Consider the following 22,897-nt stretch of genomic DNA (forward strand, 5'->3'; position numbering starts at 1 on the left):
TCCGTGACTACCCGGCGTTCCTGGCGCGGGTCGTCGCCTTCTCAGACAGGCTCCCCCGCAGGGACAGGGCGTAGATCGTCCAGCCATCGCGTTAATACCGTCGTCAACTGCGCCAAAGACAGCGGTTTACTGACATAATCATTCATTCCGGCGGCAAGGCAGGCCTCTTTATCGCTTGGCATGGCGTGGGCGGTCATTGCAATGATCGGGATGCGCGGATCAAAGGCATCGCCTGACGCGGCACGGATGCGCTGCGTGGCGGTGATGCCATCCATGACCGGCATCTGCACATCCATCAGGATCAGATCATAGTCCGCCTGGCTCAGGTGATCCAAGGCCGCCTGCCCATGATTGACTGCCGTGGCCTGCAGACCGAGTTTGCGCAACATCCCCAAGGCGACTTGCTGATTAACCACATTATCCTCAACCAAAAGAATGCGCACCTGGGCGTGTGCAAAATTCACCGCGTGCGATGACTGGACGGGTTGCACTGTATGCGGGGTGATCATGCGGTGTTGATCGAAGGAAGGCGCAAACAGTTGTTGCAATACGTGCAAAAGCGCCGTTTGACGGATGGGCTTGGGCAGGCAGGCATGAAAACCGGCCTGTTGATAGCGCTGCGGGTCTTCGGCACGCACGACGCTGGGCAAAATAACCCGCAACAGCCCCTGCATCTGCGGATCGGCAGATAAGGTGCGCCCCAGGGTTTCACCATCCATCACCGGCATCTGCAGATTAATCAACACCGCCTGATACGGCTCATGTTCCTCCTTGTGAGCCTGATACAGCAGACGCAGGGCCTCAACCCCATCAGCGGCACCCGCTGCCCGCATCCCCCATTGACCCAGGCGCTGCGTCAACAGCGTGCGCTGCGTGGCGTTATCATCCACGACCAGGATGCGCCGCTGTTGCAAATTCTCGGTGGCATGCGCCGCGTGCGGACGTGGTACGTCGATATTAAGCGTCAAGGGAACGCTAAACCAGAATACCGATCCCTGGCCTTCCTGACTTTGCACCCCAATGGTGCCGCCCATCAGCTCAACCAATTGCTTGCAAATCGCCAGCCCCAGACCGGTACCGCCATAACGGCGGGTGGTCGAGGCATCCACCTGGGAGAATTTTTCAAAAAGCAGCGGCACCTTGTCAGCGGCAATGCCAATGCCGGTATCACAGACCTCAAAGCGTAGGCGGGCCGTTGCGGCACGTTTTTCGAGTAATTGCACACGCACTACCACCTCGCCGCGTTCGGAAAACTTGATCGCATTGCCGACCAGATTGTTGAGAATTTGCCGCAGACGCCCCGGATCACCGCTAAGCGCCAGCGACAACACATCATCATCCAGCACGCACAACAGTTCGAGGTTTTTTTCGTAGGCACGCACGGCCTGAGCACTGATCACCTCATCGACCAGCGTTGCTATATCCAGCTCAAGGTGTTCCAGATCGAGTTTGCCGGCCTCAACCTTGGAAAAGTCCAGAATATCGTTTAACAGGCCCAGCAGCGACTCGGCACTTTTTTTCACCGTATCGGCGTAGTGGCGCTGCGTGGCATCCAGGGCGGTATCCAGCAACAAGGTGGTCATGCCGATGACGCCGTTCATCGGGGTACGGATTTCATGGCTCATATTGGCCAAAAATTCACTCTTGGCGGCATTGGCGCGCTCGGCTTGCAAGGTCAGATCTTCTGCCTGCTTGATCGCCGCCTGCAGGCGCCGGTTGGCATCGCGCAGGGCCAGTTCTGCGTGTTTGCGGCGGGTGATGTCGGTGGTATGGGCATCCATGCGCAGGATGTGCCCCTGCCGGTCGCGGATCAAGCGGTATTCATCCAAAAGCCAGGCGGTGCTGCCATCGGCGCGCACAATCCGGTATTCTCCCTCGACCGCATCGTTTGCCGCCAAGGTGTCCAGCATCCGCGCAATCAAGGCACGATCCTCGGGGTGGATCAGGCGTTGGCGCAATTGCGGGTCCTGCTCAAACTGGGCCTGTGGATAGCCATAGATGCGCTGTGCTGAGGGGGTAATGAACATCGTATCTTGCTGCGGCCAGGTCGCCGACCAGACCACACCGCTCATATTGTCCAAAATGCTGGCCAGCTTGTTTTCGCTATCATGCAGGCGCCGATAGCCCCGCGTAAGCACCTCATACATCACGAGAATAAAGATCACCCCCAACAAAGCAATCGCGGCATGAGAAAAGGCCAGCGGACGCCAGGGAATGGGGAGCACCTCGGGCAAGATGACACTAATGCCGCCGCGAATATCACCCTCCTCATAGCCCTGCTTGGCATGACAGGTCAGGCAGGGTTTTTCCGTGACTAATGGCGCCATGTAGCGAAAGCCCTGCTGCTGCCCGACGGTGGTAAACTCACCGTGCTCCTTGACACCCTGCTCAAAAGCCTGCAAAGCCTCAGCCTCCCACGGTTGCGGGGTGTTTTGCGGGCGAATGGGGTTTAGGCTAGTAATGCGAAAACGCACGCTGTTGGTATGCTCGGCCAGTTCCGAGAGCTGGCGGGTCATGTAGGCAGGATTGACCTTGGTCAGGGTCAAATGCTCATGGATGAACAAATCCCGGTCATCAATTTCCGTCAGATAGGGATTAGGCTGGGTATGCTCAGAAACTGGCGCATAAATCCCGGCATGCATCGCATTCCATCGGCGCATCAACACCACCTGCTCAAAAAACGCCTTGGCCGTTGCAAAAGCCACCTCCGTGCGCGCCAGATTCGCCTGATGAAGATTCCAGCCCAGAGACAGGCCCACCATCAACAGCCAAAACAACACCGCAAGCACGGTGCCCATCTTAAAAAGATACAAAGGGGGATCTTGTTGCATACCAAAAAATACACGGTCCTTGGGCCACTAGGCAGCCGCATCTCATCAAAACCCAGACCATAGCAACACCTTGCGGCGTCCGTGGCACGCAATGCCAAGCTTGCCAAGCTGGCTATCTTGCCGGTATTGATCCAGGACACCAATCAGGGAGGGAATACAAGCGCGCAGACACGCATCTTGCGCTGATCGGATCAAGGCTAACACTGCCCGCTGCACGGGGCAAGCGAAGCAAAGAAAATGGCTTTACATTGAATACGATATGGGCTTTGCGATAGTCCTTAATGGGCGGCGTCGCGGCAAAGATTAGGGCGCCTCCGTCTGCAGCCTGGCATTTCCGGTGGCCTGCCAGCGGCGGATGGCGCGTTCATAGATGGCCAGCAGGGCAGGGATGACGACGAGGACCAGGACCGTGGCCACGCCCAGGCCAAAGACGATGGAGATGGCCATGGGAATGAGGAATTGGGCCTGTACGGAGCGCTCAAACAGCAAGGGAATCAGGCCGGCAATGGTGGTAAAAGAGGTCAGTAACACGGCGCGCAGGCGCTGGCAGGCGGCTTCGACAATGGCCAGTTCCATGGCCTTGCCTTCCTCCAGCAGGGATTGATAAAAACTCACCAGGATGATGGCGTTGTTGACCACAATGCCGGTGAGGCCAAACAGCCCAAACAAAGACAGCAAGGTCAGATTAACGCCCAGCAGCCAGTGTCCCACCAAGGCCCCGAGAATCCCGAAGGGGATAATCGCCATGACAATCAGCGGCCAGCCGTATGAGCCAAACACCCAGGCCAGCACGATGTAAATCATGGCCAGCGCAAACAGCAAGCCCATGCGCATATCGGCCAGGGTTTCGGCCTGATCCGCCGCCCGCCCCTCAAATGACCAGCGAATCCCATAGCGCTCGACCAGTTCCGGCAAGATGGTAGTGCGCAGTTGTTCGCGCACCTGTCCGGCATTGTTGAGGTGTCGATCGACCTCTGCCGAGATCTGCACCGCAAGATGGCCGTTGGCGCGGCGCAAGGTTTCAAAGCCCTGGCGAGGACTGAGGGTGGCTACGCTATCCAGCGGGACATGGCGCCCATCCGGGAGAATAATGGCCAGACGCTCCAGAGTTGCGGCGCGGTGGCGTTCCTCTGCAGGCAGACGAACCCGCACCTCCAACTCATCCAGACCTTCCTGATAAATCTGCACCAGATAGCCATCAAAGGCGGCGCGCAGTTGCCGTCCCAGTGATTCGGTGGTCAGGCCCAAGGCCAGCCCTTCGGGCTTGAGTCTATAGATCAACTGTTCGCGCCCAAAGGGCATGTTGTCTTCGATGCCATAGACGCCGGGGTAATCGCTCATGCTTTCGGCCAGTTCCAGAGCGGCGTTTTTCAGGGCGACGGGATCATCGCCCACCAGGCGAATATCCAGATCGCGCCCTGGTGGCCCCGCCATACGCTCGGCAATGGTGAAGGTTTCAATCCCCGGCGGCAGGTTGATGCGCTGCTGCCAATGCTGAATCACCTCGCGGTTGCGCACGCTGCGCTGATCTGGTGAAACCAGCTCCACCGCAATGGCACCGAATTGATCCCCGTTGGCGACCACCGCCCCGCCGCCTTGCGCCATGCCGCGCCCCAGATAAACCACGACATTACGGATGACGGCTTCTCCCAGTTCAGCCTCAGTGGCATAGAGCTGAGTTTCAACTTCGCGCAGGAATTGCTCAACCCGCTGCGGCGGGGTTCCGGCCACAAAGCTGGCCCCGGCATTGATCACCGTGCCTTCCGGGGCGGGAAAGAAGCTAAAGCCGATGCGCCCACCAAATAACAGACCCAGGGCGATGATAAAGGCCGCCAGTGCTACGCTGAGGGTCAATCCGGCGTGTTGGGTGGCCGCCGAGACCAGACGGCGAAAATGCTGATCACGCACCTGCTCAAAGCGGGCATCAAAGCGGGCGCGCCAGGAGCCGGGCGGTGCGGGCGTGATCCGGCTCATGCTGTTTTTCAGATGCGTGGGCAGGATCAGGAAGGTGATGATCACCGTGGCCATGATCACACAGACCACCACCAGCGGAATATCAAACAGGATATTGCCCATGATGCCACCGATCAGCATCAGGGGCAAAAAGGCGGCGACGGTGGTGAGCGAGGCGGCAATCACCGGCCCCAGCATCCGGCGCGCCCCGTATTCCGCCGCTTGTGATGGGGTCATGCCCTGCTGATACTTGGTGTAGGCATGTTCACTGACCACAATGGCGTTATCCACGATGATCCCCAGCGACATGATAAAGCCAAACAGCGAGATCATATTGATGCTGCCGCCGAAGATATACAGCGCCAGAAAGGCACTGGTAAAGGCCACGGGAATACCGATAGCTACGCGCAGCGCCAGATGTCCATTTAAAAATAAAAACAATATCCCCAAGACTAGCACCAGTCCGCCTACACCGTTTTTGAGCAACAGCAAAATGCGCTCCAATAACGGCTCAGAGGTCCGATCATAAAAATGCAGCTGCACCCCTTCGGGCAGTTGCGGCGTGATGTCCTCAATCCACTGCTCCAGAATCCTGGCCGATTGCAGGGCATCGGTTTTCTCGGCACGTTGCAGGCGCATCTCCACGGCAGGCATTCCCTGATAACGCACCCGGATCTGATTATCGCGGGGCTGGCGGTTGATCTGCGCCACATCCATCAGACGAATCAGACCCTGGGTGTCACTGCGCAAGGGAAAGGCCGCAAAATCATCCAGCGCGCGCCCCTGTTCCAGGCTGCGCAGTTGGCGGGCGGTGTCATCGCGTCCCACCATCCCGGCGGGCAGATCCTGACTCAAGGCGCGCAGTCGCTGGCCAACGGCATCAATGCTCATGCCCAGATCCAGAAGCTGCGCCAGCGGAATCTCGATGGCAATTTCCTCATCCGGCAGGCCGTTAAAATCAATACGGGCAATCCCGCGATCCAGAAGCTGGCGCTCAAAATCACGCACCACTGCGCGCAGTTCACGCAGATCCGTAGGCCCGGTCACCAACATGCTGGAAATCGGCTCATAACGAATGATGCGCGTAATCACCGGGGTTTGTGCCGAGTCGGGCAGATTGCGCTGCTGGCTGACCCGATCCTTGACCTGATCCAGGGCCAGGGTCATATCCGTACCCGCACGAAATTCCAGCGTGAGCGAGGCGATCCCCAACGCCGAGGTCGCCGTCAGATTGCGCAGATTGTCCACCGTGCGCAATTCCTGCTCCAGCGGGATGATGATGCCGCTTTCCACATCCTCCGCACTGGCCCCCGTCCACACCACCTGCACCGAGACAAAATCCAGGGCAAAATGCGGAAAAAACTGGGTATTGAGTTTTAACAAGGCCCAACTGCCGGATAACAGCATCAACGCCATCAGCAGATTAGCCGCCAGCCGATGACGTAAAAACAAACGGATCAAACCACGCGAATGCGCCATAAATTTTGTCAACCCAATTCAGAAAAGTCCCCTTTTGTGCAAAGCAGAAGTGTCCCCCGTAGAATGCGTGGTTATGGTGTTTGGGCTGGTGCCGGAGTGATGTTGCCCCGACCTCTCCAAGGGTGGTCCGGCGCCGGTTTGTAGGTTGGCTTGGCGGTCTGTTTTGCCTTGGCCTGGTCGACGCTGTGGTGGACACTTTTTTCATCATCCAGCGGTGTGGGCGGTTCGCCCTCAGCCAACAGACGGTAAGGCATGATGTGCCCCTGGTGCAGGAGGGTGATGGTGCCGTCGAAGGCCTCGCAGACGGTGAGGGTGGCACCCCGCAGGCGGTAGCCCTTGCCCTGTCCCTGAAGCTGATATTCCCGGTTCTTGAACTGGAAGCAAAGGTTCTTGGAGAGCTTACGGGTATGGTGCAGGCAAAGGATGAGGGCCTGCTCCTCGGGGCTGTGCAGCACCGGTCGGTGGGCATCCTGGGGGCTTTGTGGCTCGACGGCGAAGCGGGCGTTGAAGTCGGCCATGAAGGTGGGGAGGAAGGCGTTGGCGGCGTCGATGTCCGAGATCTCACGCAGGCGCAGCTCCTTGACCAAACGGTCTTGCAGGGTCTGGTTGGCCCGCTCCACCCGCCCCTTGGCCTGAGGCGTGTTGGCATGAATGGCGGCGATGTCGAGGGTCTTGAGGGCGCGGGAAAACTGGGTCAGCTCCCCGTCGTGCTCAGGATGATTGACACGGAAGATGCTGTGTTTGTCTGAGTAGAGGGCCACCGGACGTCCGTGCTGATCCAGGTATTGCTGTAGGGTCTCCATGTAGGCCTGGGTGGTCTCGGCGGGCACGAAGCGCAGGGCCATCAGGCGCCCTGTGGCGTCGTCGATGAACACAATCAGGGTACAGCGCGGGCCGCGCACCTCAAACCAGTCATGGGGCGAGCCGTCGATTTGAATGAGCTCCCCCAGGCAGGGGCGGCGTGGACGGCGCTGATGAATGCGGGCTTGCTTGCGTTGCTTGGGCTGCCATAGCCCATCGGCCACCATCCACTGGCGCAGGGTCTCGACCGAGAGATGATGACCATGGCGCTCGGCCAGCTTTTCGCAGGCCAGGGTGGGGCCAAAGTCGGTGTAGTGCGTCTTGACCAAGGCGAGCACCTCCTGGCGTACTGTCTCGGCAATGGCGTTATTGGGACGTCGGCCACGGTGGCCACTGCGTAGCCCTGTCGCCCCATGCTCACGATAGCGGCGAACCAGGCGCTTGACCTGGCGCACGCTCAACCCCAGGCGCTGGGCCGCCTCGGCCTGCCGCAGATGCTTGTTCGCCACCGCCTGAATCATCTCTAGTCGGTCAATTTCTTTGTGACTCATCGTAATGTGCTCCTTCGTCATGCGTGCCCCTCCCGCTTAAATATAAAGGGGACATTTTAGAATTGGACGAAGGGGACATTACTGCTTTGGGCTAACAAATGCGCCATAAATTTTATGCTTCCTGATGGGTATTCTTATAGAGCCGCACCACGGTGCTTGAAGGCGTCGAGCCTGGGAACGCAGAGCTAAAGCTCCGCACTTGTGAGAAGGAGTTTAGGGACGCTGCGCCCGCAGTTCGCGAAAACGTTGCAGGTCGGCGTCAAATTGTGCCTGGATATTATCGCGTTCGCGGGCACGGCTGTTGCGATACTGCTCATGTTCAGCAATTTGACGCTGCAAGGATGTCCCTTCCTCGCGCCAGTCATCGGGCACCTGTTGACCGCTGTTTTCATAGGCTTCAATGCGGCGTTTGTGCTGTGCCCATTGCGCATGCAGTGAGCTGAGTTTTTCATCGGTGATCTGGATGTTGGTTTCGACAATACTTAAGCGGTCGGCGCGGGCTATTTCGATATCGCGCTCGGTGTCAAACATTTTGAGCAAGATGGCATCCTGGCGGCGTTGTTCGACACGTTCCTGTTCACGACGGCGTTGCTCTTCGGTGATGCGCCGTTCGTGGCGAATTTCCTCCGGCGTCTTGGCGCGTTCAATGCTTTGTCTGATTATGCCCTGTTGATCCAATAAATGGCGCTCATAGCCCACAGCATCCGGCGGGGGGGTATCTGCATAATGGGTGCGTCCCTGGGCATCCACCCAGCGGTGCATCTGCGCGGATACGCTGGTGTGCAAATCAGACACTAACAACAGTGCCAAGCCGATATATATTGAGCATTTCATTTTATATCCGCTCCTCAGGCAGATGTATCACCGTGTACAGCCAGGCCATTTGAGGTGACTTTATGGCTCACCCATCACGCGAGCGGGGACAAAATCACGCGATGGGGTGGCCTGCGTGATCTCAAACAGATGGGCAAAGCCCCGGCGTAATTCGGCAAAGCTTGCGCGTAGTGCATCATCATATTGCATTTGCAAGCGCGCATGTAACTGGGCAAGCTCGGTCGTCAAGGCTGCGCTGATATCGGCCTCCAGGGCCTCGCGCCCAAAAAATTCCTGGGCCTCCAGGACGGCGGCATCCACTGCAACCCAGGTGCCAAGCCCGACGACCACACCCCCGACGGCGGCACAGGCCGGCGCCAGTGGCGCGGCAATGATGGTGCTACCACAGAGTAAAGCACCGCCGGTAGCCCCGGTTCCGGCACCCGCCATAGCGCTGCCAGCGGCTTTGACCCCGGCCTTGCCCGCCGCCCCGGCCAGCAAGCTGACCATGCCTTTACCGGCAACTCCGGCAGCCACCGCAGCGACACTCTGGCGGGCAATATCGTCGGTATTGAGATTCACATACGAGGCAATCTGCTGAGCCAGGCGATCCCCATCGCTTAAGACCGCCTGCATCGCCTGATCTGGTTCGCCCTCCTTATTGAGGCTGATCTGCTGGCTTTGCACTAAACGGGTGATCAAACGATCGGCGGCACGAAAGGTGTCTTGCACTTCTTCCAGCAACAGAGCCTCAGTTTCATGCCCCAACTGCGCCACTTGCTGCTGTAGCGCTGCCGGTTCGAGGACATGGCGGATCATCTGTTGGGCGATCAAGTCCGGCAAATCGCCAAAGGCCGCATGAAAAAAGCGCAGATACTCCCCGCGCAGCGAATAGTACCAATCCGCAAACTGCGGCACATAAGCGAGACTGTGCGCTAACAACTGCGCATGACGCGCCTCCAGCGTGGCCTCTAAACGCGCTTGAGCTTGTTGTTCACGCACGTCGATCAAGGCCAAAGTGCGCTCATACAGCGCGGGCATGGCCAACTCACGCGACATGGTGCGCTCGCCTTTGAGCGTGATCTGCAACATCTCCGACCACATCGTCGGCTGCTCCAGCGACTGCTCCAACTTCACGGAAGCCCACTGACTCGCCCCGCGAATCGCCGCAAATACAACCAGTAATACCGCCGAGATCAACACCACAAAAAAGCTGATCCAGAAGATGCGCCGGACAAGGGATATTGACGGCCGGGCGGGTGAATGAAGGTGAGGTGTCGGCGTGTCCACAAAAAGAGCAAAAAACAAATTGGTGTTGTTGTGTGAGTGCTGCTGTCAACGCCCCGGCGTGGGGCGTTGACCAACCTTGGCATGGGCCAGAAACGGTTTACCGGCGCGTACCCCTTTGACAAACAAGGTTTCACCGGGTTGCCGGCGCGCAATAAAATTCAAGGCATCCTGGGCATCGTTGACCGGATCGCCGTCCATTTCGGTGATCACATCCCCCGGTTGAATGCCCGCCTTGGCCGCTGGGCTGCCGCGCAAGACACTGCCAATGAGTACCCCGCGTGGGCTGTTTAAGCCCAGCGATTCGGCACGCTGCGGGCTGATGTCTTGCACCTCAATCCCCAACCAGCCACGAATGACCTCGCCCTGTTCAAGAATCTGCGTCATCACATCACGCGCCAGATCTACCGGAATGGCAAAGCCTATGCCCTGCGAGCCGCCGGACCGGGTGAAAATGGCGGTATTGATGCCCACCAGTTCGCCGTAGGCATTGACCAGGGCGCCCCCGGAATTGCCCGGATTGATCGCTGCATCGGTTTGAATGAAATCCTCATAGGTATTGATGCCCAGCCGCGAGCGGCCGGTGGCACTGACAATGCCCAGGGTGACGGTTTGACCCACGCCGTAGGGATTGCCGATGGCCAGCACCACATCCCCCACGCGCAGATTCGCTGAACCGCCGATAACAATGCTTTGCAGGGCCGGGATGGTGTCGCGAATCTGCAAAACGGCCAGATCGGTATCCGGATCGGTGCCAACCACGCGCAGATTGACGCTGCGGCCATCATTTAGGCGGGCCTCGATTTCATCGGCATCTTGTACGACATGATTATTGGTGAGCACATAGCCCTGCGGGCTGATGATCACGCCCGAGCCCAGATTGGTGCGCGGCGGTGGCTCTTGCGGGTTTTCAAGGGAAGGCACGCCGAAAAAGTGGCGGAAAAAGGGCTCATCCAGAAAAGGATGTACGCGCGCGGTTGCATTTTTGCGCGTGTGAATATTCACCACCGCTGGCGCAGCTTTGGAGACCGCATCGGCATAAGACACCGGGCCTTGACTGCGCTCGGTCAAACCCACCCGGTCGCTTTGCCAGACCTCGACCACCTGGCGCGGGGTATACAGCAATTCAGGGAAAAACAGGGTAACCAGCATCGCAGCCGCGATGCCTACCGCTATGACTTGAATAAAGAAACGAGACGCAGTGACCATAAGATAAAGATACCATGATCAAGGTCGAGTTGCTGCTGTTTGTCGGCGAAAACCAGGCCCGCTGCCGGGATGCGCGGGCTGCCGTTCAACTGCCACGACAGCCCGCCATATGGCCTGAGCGCTTAGTCTTTAAGCGCCTGAGTCAGGGCCACGGCATCACCGATATAGCTGGCGGGGGTGAGTGCCTGCAAGCGCGCTTTTTCCGCCTCGGGAATGGGCAATTGCTGGATAAATACCTGCAAGCGCGCAGCATCCACCCGCTGTCCTCGGGTCAGCTCCTTGAGCTGTTCATAGGGATTGGCGATACCATAACGCCGCATCACCGTTTGAATCGGCTCGGCCAGCACCTCCCAGTTGGCATTCAAATCATCCTGCAGGCGCTGCGTATCCACCTCCAGCTTACTCAGGCCCTTTTGCGCTGACTGATAGGCAATCATCGACCACGCAAAGCCCAGACCGATATTGCGCAGCACGGTGGAATCGGTCAGATCACGCTGAAAGCGCGATTGCGGCAACTTGCTTGCCAGATGCTCAAACAGGGCATTGGCCAGCCCCAGATTGCCCTCCGCATTCTCAAAATCAATGGGGTTCACCTTATGCGGCATAGTCGAAGATCCAATCTCACCGGCAACCACCTTCTGCGTGAAATAGCCCAGCGAGATATAGCCCCAAAGATCGCGGCAACTATCAAGCACAATGGTATTAAAGCGCAGCAGTGCATGAAACAGCTCGGCCATGCTGTCGTGCGGCTCAATCTGAATGGTATAAGGATTAAAGCCCAGCCCCAGACCCTCCACAAAGTGCTGGGCAAAGGCCGGCCAGTCCAACTGCGGATAAGCCGCCAGATGCGCATTATAATTACCCACCGCGCCGTTGATTTTGCCCAGCAAGAAAATCCTGGCCACCTGCGCCCGCTGACGCTCCAGACGCTTGAAAATATTCGCCAACTCCTTGCCCAGCGTGGTTGGGGAGGCAGGTTGGCCGTGGGTGCGCGACAACATCGGCACCTCGGCATAGCGCAGCGCCAGCGTCTTGATATCCGCCATCAGGCCATCCATCAGCGGCAGCAACACCTGATCACGCCCATCGCGCAGCATCAAGGCATAGGCCAGATTATTGATGTCCTCAGAGGTGCAGGCGAAATGCAAAAACTCGCTGACCGCCGCTAATTCCGCATGACCCGCGATACGCTCCTTGAGAAAATACTCCACCGCCTTGACATCATGATTCGTCGTCGCCTCAATGGCCTTGATGCGCTGCGCATCCGCCTCACTGAAATCGGCAACGATGCCATCCAGCGTGGTTTGCGCCGCCACACTCAGCGCGCTGACTTCCTTGATCTGCGGCTCAGCAGCCAACGCCTTAAGCCACTCCACCTCAACCAGCACACGGTAGCGCATCAGGCCATATTCACTAAACATCGGGCGTAAAGCCGCCGTCTTACTGGCATAACGTCCATCAATAGGACTTACAGCCGTCAAGGCAGAAAGATTCATCAGGCACATATTCCTCTAGCAAACGAGTCGGGATTCAACCCGCAAAAAGTCCCAAATGATACCCCGACAACCGCCGCGTGTCCCTGTTATTTTTAGCCATTTATTGCCCCTCACCGTCACGTCACGGCGACTATAAAGCTCGTATATCGCACCCCGTCGATGCGACCCATGATGGCCACACCGCATTCAAAATAAAACGATTGCCTGCCATTTTATTTTCAATTATGTTCCCCTTTTCAGGAAGATATTTGCTCATGCAATATCGCCCGACATACCCCAAATGAAAGTGGTCACCTTGCTGGCGGCGTATTCCCCACGAGCCTTAAACGCTCAGGTTTATCACGGAGAAACGGATGAACCCTATTCGCTTGTGTATCGGTCGTGTGTGGTTTGCGATACTGCTGGTCTTTTCGCTGCCGTTGCCACTTTTCGCCGCCCCTACCACGCCACCCCACCCCGCAACCCCCACTGCCGACACACCCGCGTTTAGCACCCCTTCTGCCCACATCGAACACATCACCCAGGCGCTGCATGGCGCGGAGCCTTTAAGCCAAATCCGTTTATTATTACAGCGTGGCGAGGCCTGGCGGACATTGTGGATGCACCACAATGCCCATGCCGATTTCAGCCAGGCACGCGCCTTAGCCCACACGCTCAGTCCCGCTGAGCTGCTGCTGGAAATCACCGCCCTGCATGGCATGGCCGCCATTGAGCTGCTGATGCAACAGTCTGAACAGGCTCAGACACATCTACAGATGGCCTTGGCCCTGCTTCAGGCACCCTTGCCGCAAGACCATCCTGCAGCCAGCGCCCTGGCGGTGAAGCTCATGACCCATCTGGGCAATGCCCTCGCCGCCCAGGCGCGCCATACTGAGAGGCTGTTTGGAAATTAATCGCGTAATGGCTTAACCTACGATTTTTTCTAGGAAGTGGCCCACATGCCCCAGAAATGCAGCAAGAAGATTCGCAAAAAAACGCTACCCGAGTCACCTCAGCGACGGCGCCTGGAAGGCGATCAAGCCGCTGTTGCCGGGCGCCCCGGTCGGGCGCCCTCGTAAGCTCAGCATGCGCCAAGTCATCAATGCGATCATCTATGTCCTGCAGACGGGCTGCCAGTGGCGTCAGCTGCCGCGCGACTTTCCTGCCTGGTCGGCAGTGTACTATGACTTCAATCGCTGGCGGCGCGATGGAACCTGGCAGCGTCTTCATGACAGGCTACGCGCTCGGCTACGGCAACGCCACGGGCGTCACAAGCATCCAAGCGCCGGGTGTCTGGACAGCCAAAGCGTCAAGACCACGGCGATCCCTGGTGAGCGCGGCTATGACGCCGGCAAGAAGATCAAGGGCCGCAAACGCCATCTTCTGGTCGATACCCTGGGGCTGGTGCTGGCCGTCGTTGTCACCGCCGCCAGCGTGCAAGACCGTGATGGGGCGCGCCAACTCCTGTGCCATCTCCCCGGTCATTGCAAAAAGCTGCGCAAAATCTGGGTTGACGGCGGCTACCGTGGACGCCTGGTTGACTGGGTTGCCCAGCGCTTTCGTTTCGTCTTGACGGGGGTCTTGCGTCCCAAGGAGCGCCGAGGGTTTGTTTTGTTGCCGCGACGCTGGGTTGTTGAGCGGACCTTTGGCTGGCTGAACCACTCACGCCGTCTGAGCAAGGACTACGAGCGCTTGATGTCGAGCAGCGAAGCCTGGATTTATCTCGCAATGAGTCGACTGATGGCTAACCGCTTGGCTTGAGGCGGTAGTTTCCAAACAGCTTCTAAGACCCCGGAGAGCCGCAATCCTTAATTCAGACCTCAGCAATTCCCGCTTACCACTTAACCCAATGAATACAAAATATATTTTCTCGATTTTTTCGTAATTTTTAGAATTTGATGTCTTTAAAATCAGTAATTTAATTCAGCCAAGACCGAGAATCGCTGTCCAGATCTGACGTTATTTAAGCTGCTTTGTCGGTGTCCTTGGCTGGCGGGGTGGCTGGGGGAAAGATCAGGCCCGTAGGGTGTTGTTTGAGCTGTTGTCCGTAGGCCCATAGCAGGCGGCTGAGTTTGCCCACGCGCACTCCGCGTGCTTTAAGGGCGACATAAAAGGCCAGGGCGAAGCTGACCCAGAGGTTGACCGCGCCAATTAGCAGCACAAAGACAAAATATTGCAAAAACTCAACAGCACCGGGGGTGTAGACCGATACCACATAGCCTAGATTGGCCGATGAAAAGGCAATGTGACGAATATCCAGCGGCAGGCCGAGCCACAGCCCCAGCAGGCCAGTGGTGCCCAGCAAGACACCGAACAAAAAATTACCCGCCAAGGCGCCGTAATTATCCTTAAGATAGTCGGCCATGCCGTGACGCAGGCGCTTGGGGAGGATTTTTTTAAGGTGCGGATTTGCGCGCAGCCGTTCAGCGAGATTGAGATACGCACAGCGATTATCAAAAAAGCCGGCAATCAGTCCCGCCACAAACAGCCAGACCCCGGCAATCGCAGCATGAAACAGCGCAAGCCCTGCCAAGGGCGTGAGTTCATGCAGGTGATAACTGACCGCATCCGCGCTCAGGATGCCTTCCCCAAACACAGACAGATAGGCCCAGCCAACCAGAAAGGCCACCGGCAGGGCCAGCAATACATTTCCCAACACAGCGGCAAACTGCGAACGCCCGACCTGAATCAGCAACTGCGCCAGCTTGGCCTCATTGGCCGTGCCTTTTTCACTGGCTTCAATCGCGGCAGCAAAGTGGGCGGCTGTCATGGCGGGTTGTTTGGTGGCCACGGTGCAATGCAGGATATGTATGAGCACAAAGCCCAGGCCATAGTTAAGACTGACCCACAGGGTTTCCATGCCGATGCTCAAGCCAAGCCCCATGATGTAGATTTTGATGAGGGCCATGAAGGCGATGATGAAACCGGCCCCGGCGGCCGCGCCAAACATCTGCGCATATTCGCGCCGGGTGCTGGTGATGTAATGTTCCCCGGTCTGGCTGGCTTGTTCGGTAACGCTGCGCGACAGCAAGGTGAGGTTGTCCTGCCATAAGGCCGACAGGCTGTGGCGTTGCGTATTTTGTTTTAATAACGCCTTAAACAGGGCAACGGCGCGACTGCGCTGGCGATGGATGTCGCCGGGTTCCAGAATGTCCAGCAGCTGATAAATGCGCTGCAGGGTTTGATCCAGACGGTGTAAAAGATGTGTCAAGGAAAGGCTGCTGCCCTTATCCACCGCCACGGCCCGCCGCCGAAAGCGGGCAATCTGTTCACGGCATTGATCAAGCAAAACCCGGGCGTGTTTATCGTCATAAAATTCCTCCTGCGGGTTTCGCATCCAGGCCGCATACTGCCGGGCAAAGGCCGATAATTCACGCTGCTGCGCCACAAAGGGAGAGTCGCGCTCGGCAATGCTGGGGTCAAGCCGCAATAGTTCCGGCTCAAGCTCTTCAGCGGCGACCCACAGCGAGAGCATCTCGGTGGCATATAACAACTCATCTAACGCCTTGTAGCGCAGTGGCTGCTCTGCGCCTGCAAACAGCCCCAGGGCTGTCAATAAGCGCAACCAGGCATCGTCAGGCAAGGCATTGACCCAGAGCGGGTCGTGCGGATGACGAAAGATGATCGACAGCGCATCCTTGAGCTGCTGACGGTCCCACGGTCTGGGATTGATACGCTCATACAGCCGGTGCGCAAATTCTCTAAAAAATCCATGCCGCGAAAACAATCCCGTGTCAGTGTACACGGTCAAATGACGTGCCTTGAGCAGCCCCTCGCGCAAGCGCTGCGCCAAAGCCTCACGCAGCTCGGGGCGTTCATCCAGGGCCACCATCAAGGCTTCAATCTTTTGAATCACCGGAGCAATCTGGGTGGGCTTGTGCGGCCTGAGCCAGTCGATGAACTGGCGCAGAATCTCTACCGCATCCAGGGTGTCATCGTGTGCAAAGGTCGCTAAAACAGCGGGTAAATCAGCAGAATGATTCATTGATCGATCGGTTCTCTCTGGATTTTTGCTTGAGCCATAAACGTCAGCGCCTTGCTGTTCGTCCTAATGCGCGAAGAGCGCCCCAAACACGCCAGCATGAAGCAGTATGTTTATGGTACTTGGAAATCATCAAGCAAACACACCTCAGAGCAGCGTCACGCGATTGCGTCCGCTTTGTTTGGATTGGTACAGCGCGCGATCAGCGCGGGCGATGATGGCGTCTGCGGTGTCATCTGGGATATAGAGGGTGACACCAAAGCTGGCGGTGGCGTGCTTGATCTCACCGAAGCGGTGATTGGCGATTTTCTGCCGCAAGTCCTCAGCTAACCGGCGGGCGTTATCGGCATCGGTGTCCTGACACAACAAGATGAATTCTTCGCCACCCCAGCGACCGAAGATATCCGATTGACGTATCCGTTGGGCAACGAGATTGGTAAATTCTTGCAGCACGCGATCACCCGTCAGATGACCAAAACCATCATTGACACGCTTAAAGTGATCAATATCAAACAAAATCAGCGCGAAGCGGGATTGATACCGTGCAGCGCGATGCAATTCATGCTCAAGCACCTCATCGATTTTTGAACGGTTGGCGATGCCGGTCAATTTGTCGGTAGTAGCCAGATAGGTAATCTTTTGCATCGCCGTCTGCAGTTCCTGGGTGCGTTGTTCGACCAGTCGTTGCAATACCTGATTGCGCGCTTCAAGTTCCTTGATGGGGTAGGATTCGTCGGCGCCATGGGCGGTCGATGGAAAGGACAGGTGCACATATTCAATCAGCCAGCGTGTGCCGTGTTTGGCAAAAACCAGTGAAATACGCAGATGATTGAGCGTAAGCGCCTGGTCTGCGATGGTTGTGCGCAAGCTCAGCGCGCAGGTAACGATACCGACAGATGCGGAGATAACCGCAATATGAGATGCGCGGATTTGGTACTCGATCGGGTTGGGTGCCTGCTCGAAATCCCGGGCATAGATGCGGCGAAAATCATCTTCTTTACATGCAAACTCATCTAATCCCGTCCCCACCCCCTGCACGGATGGGCTGAGAAAAGAACACGCCCGCACGTGGTCGCGTTGCAAGAAATGGGTATCGAAATACTCAGCGGTCGTCTCCCATAATTGCTGTTCAATGGTTTTGTCGGTCATCAGAGTGGCACGTTCCTTAGTTCCAGTTCATCCGCCTTGAGTAACTGATACATGAGCGCTGCCAAGTGCCTCCCTGATGTATCGAGTTAAATATTTAGCCAGCTCATGACAAAACCTGGGAGGAGCATGACGCAGATCAGGGCCGTCAGGCTGAGTGCGGCGGCGAGCTGCTGTGTGGGGTAGGCACGGCGCAAGGGGGGGGCTTGCGGGTCGTGCGGGTGCATAAACAGGTATTGAATGACGCGCAGGTAAAAATACAGCCCCAGGTAGCTTAGGCCCAGGCCAAGGACGGCGTACAACACCCAGCCTTGGGCGATGAGTTGCTGGAAGATGTAAAACTTGGCCACAAAGCCGGGCAGTGGCGGTAATCCGGCGAGCGAGAGCATGGCTACGCCGATGAGTACCGCCGCCCAGGGGCGTTGATAAAACAGCCCCTGCAGGGCGTCCAGGCGGTCAAGCAGCGGGCCGTCTTTACGTTGCGGCAGGCAGGCAAAGGCGAGCACGGTGGCAATGCCATAGACCAGCAGGTAAAAGGCGATGACCCCGTACCACTGTTCTCCGACGGCCAGTAAGACCAGTAGCAGATAGCCGGCATGGGCGATGGAGGAATAGGCAATGATGCGCTTGAAACTGGTCTGACGCATGGCGGTGAGGTTGCCCCAGGCCATGGATAACAGCGCCAGCAGCACGATCAGCGACACCCACTGGCCAGGCAGGGCGTATTGGTCAAACAGGCGCACGATGAAGAAAAACAGCGCGGCCTTGATCACGGTGGCCATGTAAGCCGTGAGCGGGGCGCTGGCCGCTTCATAGGCATCCGGTGCCCAGGTGTGAAAAGGAACCAGGGCGGCCTTGAGCAACAGGCCGAGCAAGACCAGCAGTGCCGCCGTCTGGGCGGGCAGGCTGTCCATGTTTAGCGCCTGTGTAAAGGCGCTTAATGAGAGGCTGCCGGTGGTGCCCAACAGCCAGGCAATGCCCAGCAGCAGGCTGGCGGTGCCGACACTGCCCAAAATCAGATATTTCAGCGCGGCTTGGGCACGATGCACATGGGTTGAGCCGTAGACAATCAGGGCATACAGCGGCAATGACATCAGTTCCAGGCTGATAAACAGCATGATCAGGCTGTCTGCCGATAGCAGCAGGCTGGCACCGTATAAAGACGACAGTAATAAAGCGGCCAGGCGATAATCCAGCCCCTGCCCGCGCAGACTGAGAATCACGGGCAGGCTGAGCCCCAGCAGGATCGCTTTGGCGATGAGGGCCGCTGGATCAACGCTAAATTCCCCGGCAAAGGGGGTGGCGCTATAGCCTTGCAGCGCCAGCCACAGGCTCACCCCCAAAGCCAGACCGACCGTGCCCAGGGTCAACAGCAGCGGCTCACGGCGCTGCCGGGTGAGCATTTCCAGAATCAATAACAGCAACAGACCGGCCAGCAGGATATGTTCTACCAACATGCCGGTGAGCATGGGATGGAGCTGCGTCATCACAGGCCCTCCTGTGCAGGGGTCGGTTCAAGCAGCAGACGTTGATAGTCCAGCGCCGCCTGTTCGGTTTTGTGTAAAAAGGGTTTGGGGTAAATGCCTAAGGTGAAAATGGCGAGCACCAGCGTGGCGAGAATCATGCGCTCGCGGCGGCTGAGATCGGCCGGTTGTCCGCCGGGGGCCTGGGCGGGCCCAAAGAGTAAACGACGCACCAGACGCAGCATATATAAGGCGCCCAGAATCACCCCCAGCACCGCAAGGCTTGCCAGAATCAGCGCATAGTGGCTTTCACCCTGGACAAAGGCAGGCCAGGCGCCATAAAAAGCCCCCAGTAACACCAGAAACTCTCCGGTAAAGCCGCTGGTGGTGGGCAGGCCGACCGAGGCCAAAGCCAGCAGCATGAAAAACAGGGCATAGACGGGCATCCACTTGGCCAGACCGCCGAAAACCGCCAGCTCGCGGTGATGCGTGCGCTCATAAAGCATCCCTACCATGAAAAATAGCCCCGCTGAAATCAGGCCGTGGCTAACCATCTGCATGATCGCCCCCTGAATCCCCAGCAGTTCGTAGCTGAGCAGACCGAGCATCACATAACCCATGTGGCTGATGGAGGAATAGGCGACGATTTTTTTGATGTCATCTTGCACCCAGGCCAGCAAGGCACCGTAAATAATGCTGGCCACTGCCAGGCTCATCAATACCGGCGTAAAAAGCTTTGCCGCCTCCGGCAGCATGGGCAGGCCGAGTTTCAAAAAGCCATAGGCGCCCATTTTCAGCAACACCCCGGCCAGCATCACCGAGCCCGGCGAGGGGGCCTCAACGTGCGCATCGGGTAACCAGGTATGCAGGGGAATGGAGGGAATCTTGATCAAAAAGGCCAGGGTAAAGGCCAGTAACAGCAGCGTTTGCACCGGCAAGGCCAATTCCAGGGCATACAGATCGCTAAAGGCAAAAGAAGGCGCGCCCTGGGCCGCGTGGGCCGCCAACCCCAGATAGATCACAGCGACCAGCATAAAGATACTGCCAAAGGCGGTATAAAGGACAAATTTCACCGTCGCATAAATCCGCCGCTCACCGCCCCAGATGCCGATGATTAAAAACATCGGAATCAGCATCGCCTCCCAGAACAGATAAAACAAAAACAGATTCTGCGCCAGAAAGGTGCCCAGCATCGCAAATTGCAACACCAGCAGCATGGCATAAAACAGCTTCACGCTGTGCGTAATGGTACGCACCGCCCCGGCAACCACCAAAGGGCCAAGCAGCGCGGTCAACAGCACCAGCAACAGATTCAGCCCATCCAGGCCAATGTGATACGCCACGCCCCACGCTGCAATCCAGGGAATCTGCGTGGCAAACTGCAGGCCGCTGACCCCGCTTTCAAAGCGTACAAACAGCCAGATCACCAGCAAAAGCTGCACCAGCATGACCGCAAAGGCCAGGGTATACACCGGCGCATCACGCTCACGCGGTAACAAAGGGATCAACAGTGCCCCAACAACGGGCAGCCATAACACAAGATTCAAGACAACAGCTTCAGACACGGTGCGTGACCTTTCTTAAATATTGGAAAATCCTGTCGGCGGGTTCTTACCTGCCTGCAGCGACGCACGCGGCGCAGGCAGGTCAGCGGTGGTGCGCACAACATAACACAGACGCACAGGCAAGACGATACTGCCCGCACAGGTGCCGGAACGCCGGGCAACAGCCCGGCCCTGGGAGTGCGGAGCACGCTGCACTTATTCTGCTTACGGCGGACTGCACACAGGCCGCAACCTTGATCGAAGGCGTGAATGCTGAACACCTGCTGGCCGAGCGTGGCGATGACAGCGATGCCATTCAGCGCATCATTCTCCCGCGCAAGCACCGCCCGTTGTCTCGAGCCTATGATGCCCAGCTTTACCGTCACCAGCATTGGGTTGAGAATGCCTTCTTGCATCTTAAAAAAGCAGGCGGGGGTTGCCACCCGCTTTGCTTTGATGTTGCGGGGATTTGTTGATTGTGGGCCATGCTCAGGGCATTTTGTCGGGTGCGTCCAGCGTGTCAGGGGTGTATGCTGGTGTAATATTGCGGTTATTTAACCCCCAGCCGGGCGTGAGCCGGGCTGCCGATGCCCGCAAAAACTCAATGTGAGGTTCGTATGCGTATCTTGTTACTGGTTGTGGCCATTGTTCTGGTTTTTTTGATTGTGCGCACCCTGCTGCTCACGCCGCCGCGCTCCCGTCCGCCGCTGCCCAAAGATGAACAGCCCCACAGGGCTGTGGCGCAAGACATGGTGCGCTGTCACCGCTGTGGTTTGCATATCCCGGTACAGGAGGCGATGGTGCGGGCGGATCGCTATTATTGCTCCGCAGAGCATTGCGAGCGGGATCAGCCTTGAGTGTCGCGGGCCTGGACCTGAAGCCAGAAGGTGACCGGGCCGTCGTTGATCAGATGAACCTGCATATCTGCACCAAATACCCCGCTGACAACCGGCTGATGCTGTGCCTGGGCGGTGTGCAGGAGGTGGGTAAACAGGGCCTGGCCCTGTTCGGACGGGGCTGCCGGGGTAAAGCTTGGGCGATGGCCTTTGCGGGTATCGGCGGCAAGGGTAAATTGCGGCACCAGCATCAGCCCGGCGTTAAGATCATGCAGGCTCAGATTCATGCGCTCCTGGGCATCGGCAAACAGTCTATAGGCCAGGATGCGCTGCGCCAGACGTTCAGCCTGCTGAGCCGTGTCGGTACGCTCAACCCCGATCAGGGCCACCACCCCGCGTTCAATCGCGCAATGGGTCTGTCCGGCAATGCACAGCTGCGCCTGGCTTACACGTTGCAGCAAGGCAATCATTCAGGCTGTTCCGCCACTGCGGTGACGTCCGCTAAACCGGCAGACATCAGCGGGCGCAAGGTAGTCAGCAGGGTGCGAAACAGCCGGGGGTTTTGCTGCTCTTCCTGGGCCAACAGGGTTTTCATGTGCTGGCGCTGGGTGGGTTTGGCAAAACAGGCCGGGCAGTTTTCATAAATCACCGGCAAGCCGACCGCCTGCGCAAAGGCCGCTGTCTGGCGTTCGCGCACATAAACGAGTGGGCGGATCACGCGCAGATCCCCGGCATCAATCTGATAATGGGCCTTCATGGTTTGCAGGCGTCCGCCGTGAAAGGCGCTCATCATAAAGCTTTCGGCCAGATCATCCAGATGTTGACCCAGGGCTAAGACCTGATAGCCGTGCTCGCGGGCGGTGCGATACATCAGACCACGACGCATGCGCGAGCAAAAGGCACAAAAGGAGTCATTGTCCATGTGTTTATGCGCCAATTCGACAATCGGCTCGCGCACATAGTGATAGCGAATCCCCAAGGATTCCACATAGGGAACCAATACTGAGGGATCAAAGCCCTCGGCCTGCGGATCAATGGTGACCACGCCCAGTTCAAAATGAATCGGGGCACGCTGACGCAAATCGCGCAGAATGTGCAGCAGGCTCAGCGAGTCCTTACCGCCGGACAGTCCCAGCAGGATACGATCACCGGCACGGATCATGGCAAAATCGCCAATCGCCTGACCCGCCAGGCGGCGCAAGGAGCGCGGAGAAAGGGGCTGTGTTTTGGGGCTCAAGGTCGTTAACGCACAATCTTTGATAAAGTCGCTGATTCTACGCCAAACGGGCCCAAAGATAAAAAGACCCCGGCCAGGGCGGCCGGGGTAGAGCCTTCCTGGCGACCTTAGGTGATAGACCATGTTGCTGCACAGGCGACTGCAGCATGGCAAATCCACGCTATATGATTCCACAAAACTTATGCGGTTACACCCCGCTTTGGAGTCATAAACCAGGGTATTTGCACGCAAATTGTGTAGGAAAATTCTTACATGGACTGATCCGGTTAAAGTGAATGCGATTCATTCTC

16 protein-coding genes and 1 pseudogene are annotated in these 22,897 nt (G+C 57.6%); 4 read left to right on the forward strand and 13 right to left on the reverse strand.

Annotated features, from left to right (window positions below):
- Positions 1-41: 41 nt before the first annotated feature.
- The 7 genes from THISIDRAFT_RS09695 to purB form a co-directional block, all read right to left on the reverse strand.
- Positions 42-2,813, reverse strand: coding sequence for a response regulator (locus THISIDRAFT_RS09695; protein ID WP_159098536.1), 2,772 nt, complete (start codon positions 2,811-2,813; stop codon positions 42-44).
- Between the two features lie 321 nt (positions 2,814-3,134).
- Complete coding sequence (locus THISIDRAFT_RS09700) at positions 3,135-6,263, reverse strand: efflux RND transporter permease subunit (protein WP_006788325.1); 3,129 nt, start codon at positions 6,261-6,263, stop codon at positions 3,135-3,137.
- Positions 6,264-6,334: 71 nt separating this feature from the next.
- Complete coding sequence (locus tag THISIDRAFT_RS09705) at positions 6,335-7,636, reverse strand: ISNCY family transposase (RefSeq protein ID WP_006786022.1); 1,302 nt, start codon at positions 7,634-7,636, stop codon at positions 6,335-6,337.
- 192 nt (positions 7,637-7,828) lie between these two features.
- Positions 7,829-8,449, reverse strand: coding sequence for a DUF4124 domain-containing protein (locus THISIDRAFT_RS09710; RefSeq protein ID WP_006788753.1), 621 nt, complete (start codon positions 8,447-8,449; stop codon positions 7,829-7,831).
- 60 nt (positions 8,450-8,509) lie between these two features.
- Complete coding sequence (locus tag THISIDRAFT_RS09715; protein ID WP_006788752.1) at positions 8,510-9,634, reverse strand: hypothetical protein; 1,125 nt, start codon at positions 9,632-9,634, stop codon at positions 8,510-8,512.
- A gap of 129 nt (positions 9,635-9,763) precedes the next feature.
- A complete protein-coding gene (locus tag THISIDRAFT_RS09720; protein ID WP_006788751.1) occupies positions 9,764-10,924 on the reverse strand; it encodes a trypsin-like peptidase domain-containing protein in 1,161 nt (386 codons plus the stop codon).
- A gap of 122 nt (positions 10,925-11,046) precedes the next feature.
- Complete coding sequence (gene purB, locus THISIDRAFT_RS09725) at positions 11,047-12,420, reverse strand: adenylosuccinate lyase (RefSeq protein WP_006788750.1); 1,374 nt, start codon at positions 12,418-12,420, stop codon at positions 11,047-11,049.
- Between the two features lie 353 nt (positions 12,421-12,773).
- Between purB and THISIDRAFT_RS09730 the strand changes: the two genes are divergently transcribed.
- Both THISIDRAFT_RS09730 and THISIDRAFT_RS09735 read left to right on the forward strand, forming a co-directional pair.
- The gene (locus THISIDRAFT_RS09730; RefSeq protein ID WP_006788749.1) at positions 12,774-13,313 is read left to right on the forward strand and encodes a hypothetical protein; all 540 of its coding nucleotides are present in this window, start codon (positions 12,774-12,776) and stop codon (positions 13,311-13,313) included.
- A 45-nt stretch (positions 13,314-13,358) separates the two neighbouring features.
- Positions 13,359-14,160 (forward strand): IS5 family transposase gene (locus tag THISIDRAFT_RS09735; RefSeq protein WP_246585369.1). Its coding sequence is split into 2 segments (ribosomal slippage): positions 13,359-13,388 and positions 13,390-14,160, totalling 801 coding nucleotides; the frame shifts between segments, so codons are not numbered across the junction.
- A 202-nt stretch (positions 14,161-14,362) separates the two neighbouring features.
- Here THISIDRAFT_RS09735 and THISIDRAFT_RS09740 read toward each other — a convergent pair.
- The 4 genes from THISIDRAFT_RS09740 to THISIDRAFT_RS09755 form a co-directional block, all read right to left on the reverse strand.
- On the reverse strand, positions 14,363-16,384 hold the full coding sequence (locus THISIDRAFT_RS09740) for a site-specific recombinase (RefSeq protein ID WP_006787837.1): 2,022 nt from the start codon (positions 16,382-16,384) through the stop codon (positions 14,363-14,365).
- A gap of 144 nt (positions 16,385-16,528) precedes the next feature.
- Complete coding sequence (locus tag THISIDRAFT_RS09745; RefSeq protein ID WP_006787838.1) at positions 16,529-17,530, reverse strand: GGDEF domain-containing protein; 1,002 nt, start codon at positions 17,528-17,530, stop codon at positions 16,529-16,531.
- An 86-nt stretch (positions 17,531-17,616) separates the two neighbouring features.
- Positions 17,617-19,014 (reverse strand): NADH-quinone oxidoreductase subunit N, encoded by a 1,398-nt coding sequence (locus THISIDRAFT_RS09750; protein WP_006787839.1) that lies wholly within the window; start codon positions 19,012-19,014, stop codon positions 17,617-17,619.
- On the reverse strand, positions 19,014-20,555 hold the full coding sequence (locus THISIDRAFT_RS09755; RefSeq protein WP_006787840.1) for a complex I subunit 4 family protein: 1,542 nt from the start codon (positions 20,553-20,555) through the stop codon (positions 19,014-19,016). Before THISIDRAFT_RS09755 ends, THISIDRAFT_RS09750 begins: the two co-directional genes overlap by 1 nt.
- 209 nt (positions 20,556-20,764) lie before the next feature.
- Between THISIDRAFT_RS09755 and THISIDRAFT_RS09760 the strand changes: the two are divergent.
- A pseudogene (locus THISIDRAFT_RS09760) lies at positions 20,765-20,968 on the forward strand (IS5/IS1182 family transposase); the annotation flags it as partial.
- Between the two features lie 183 nt (positions 20,969-21,151).
- On the forward strand, positions 21,152-21,391 hold the full coding sequence (locus THISIDRAFT_RS09765) for a PP0621 family protein (protein ID WP_006787842.1): 240 nt from the start codon (positions 21,152-21,154) through the stop codon (positions 21,389-21,391).
- Here THISIDRAFT_RS09765 and dtd read toward each other — a convergent pair.
- Positions 21,382-21,840 (reverse strand): D-aminoacyl-tRNA deacylase, encoded by a 459-nt coding sequence (gene dtd / locus THISIDRAFT_RS09770; protein ID WP_006787843.1) that lies wholly within the window; start codon positions 21,838-21,840, stop codon positions 21,382-21,384. The two genes, THISIDRAFT_RS09765 and dtd, sit on opposite strands and share 10 nt — an antisense overlap.
- The gene (locus tag THISIDRAFT_RS09775) at positions 21,837-22,766 is read right to left on the reverse strand and encodes a PP-loop family protein (RefSeq protein ID WP_006787844.1); all 930 of its coding nucleotides are present in this window, start codon (positions 22,764-22,766) and stop codon (positions 21,837-21,839) included. Before THISIDRAFT_RS09775 ends, dtd begins: the two co-directional genes overlap by 4 nt.
- Between the last annotated feature and the right edge of the window lie 131 nt (positions 22,767-22,897).

The sequence above is a fragment of the Thiorhodospira sibirica ATCC 700588 genome (genome assembly GCF_000227725.2).
Classification (GTDB): Bacteria; Pseudomonadota; Gammaproteobacteria; order Ectothiorhodospirales; family Ectothiorhodospiraceae; genus Thiorhodospira; species Thiorhodospira sibirica.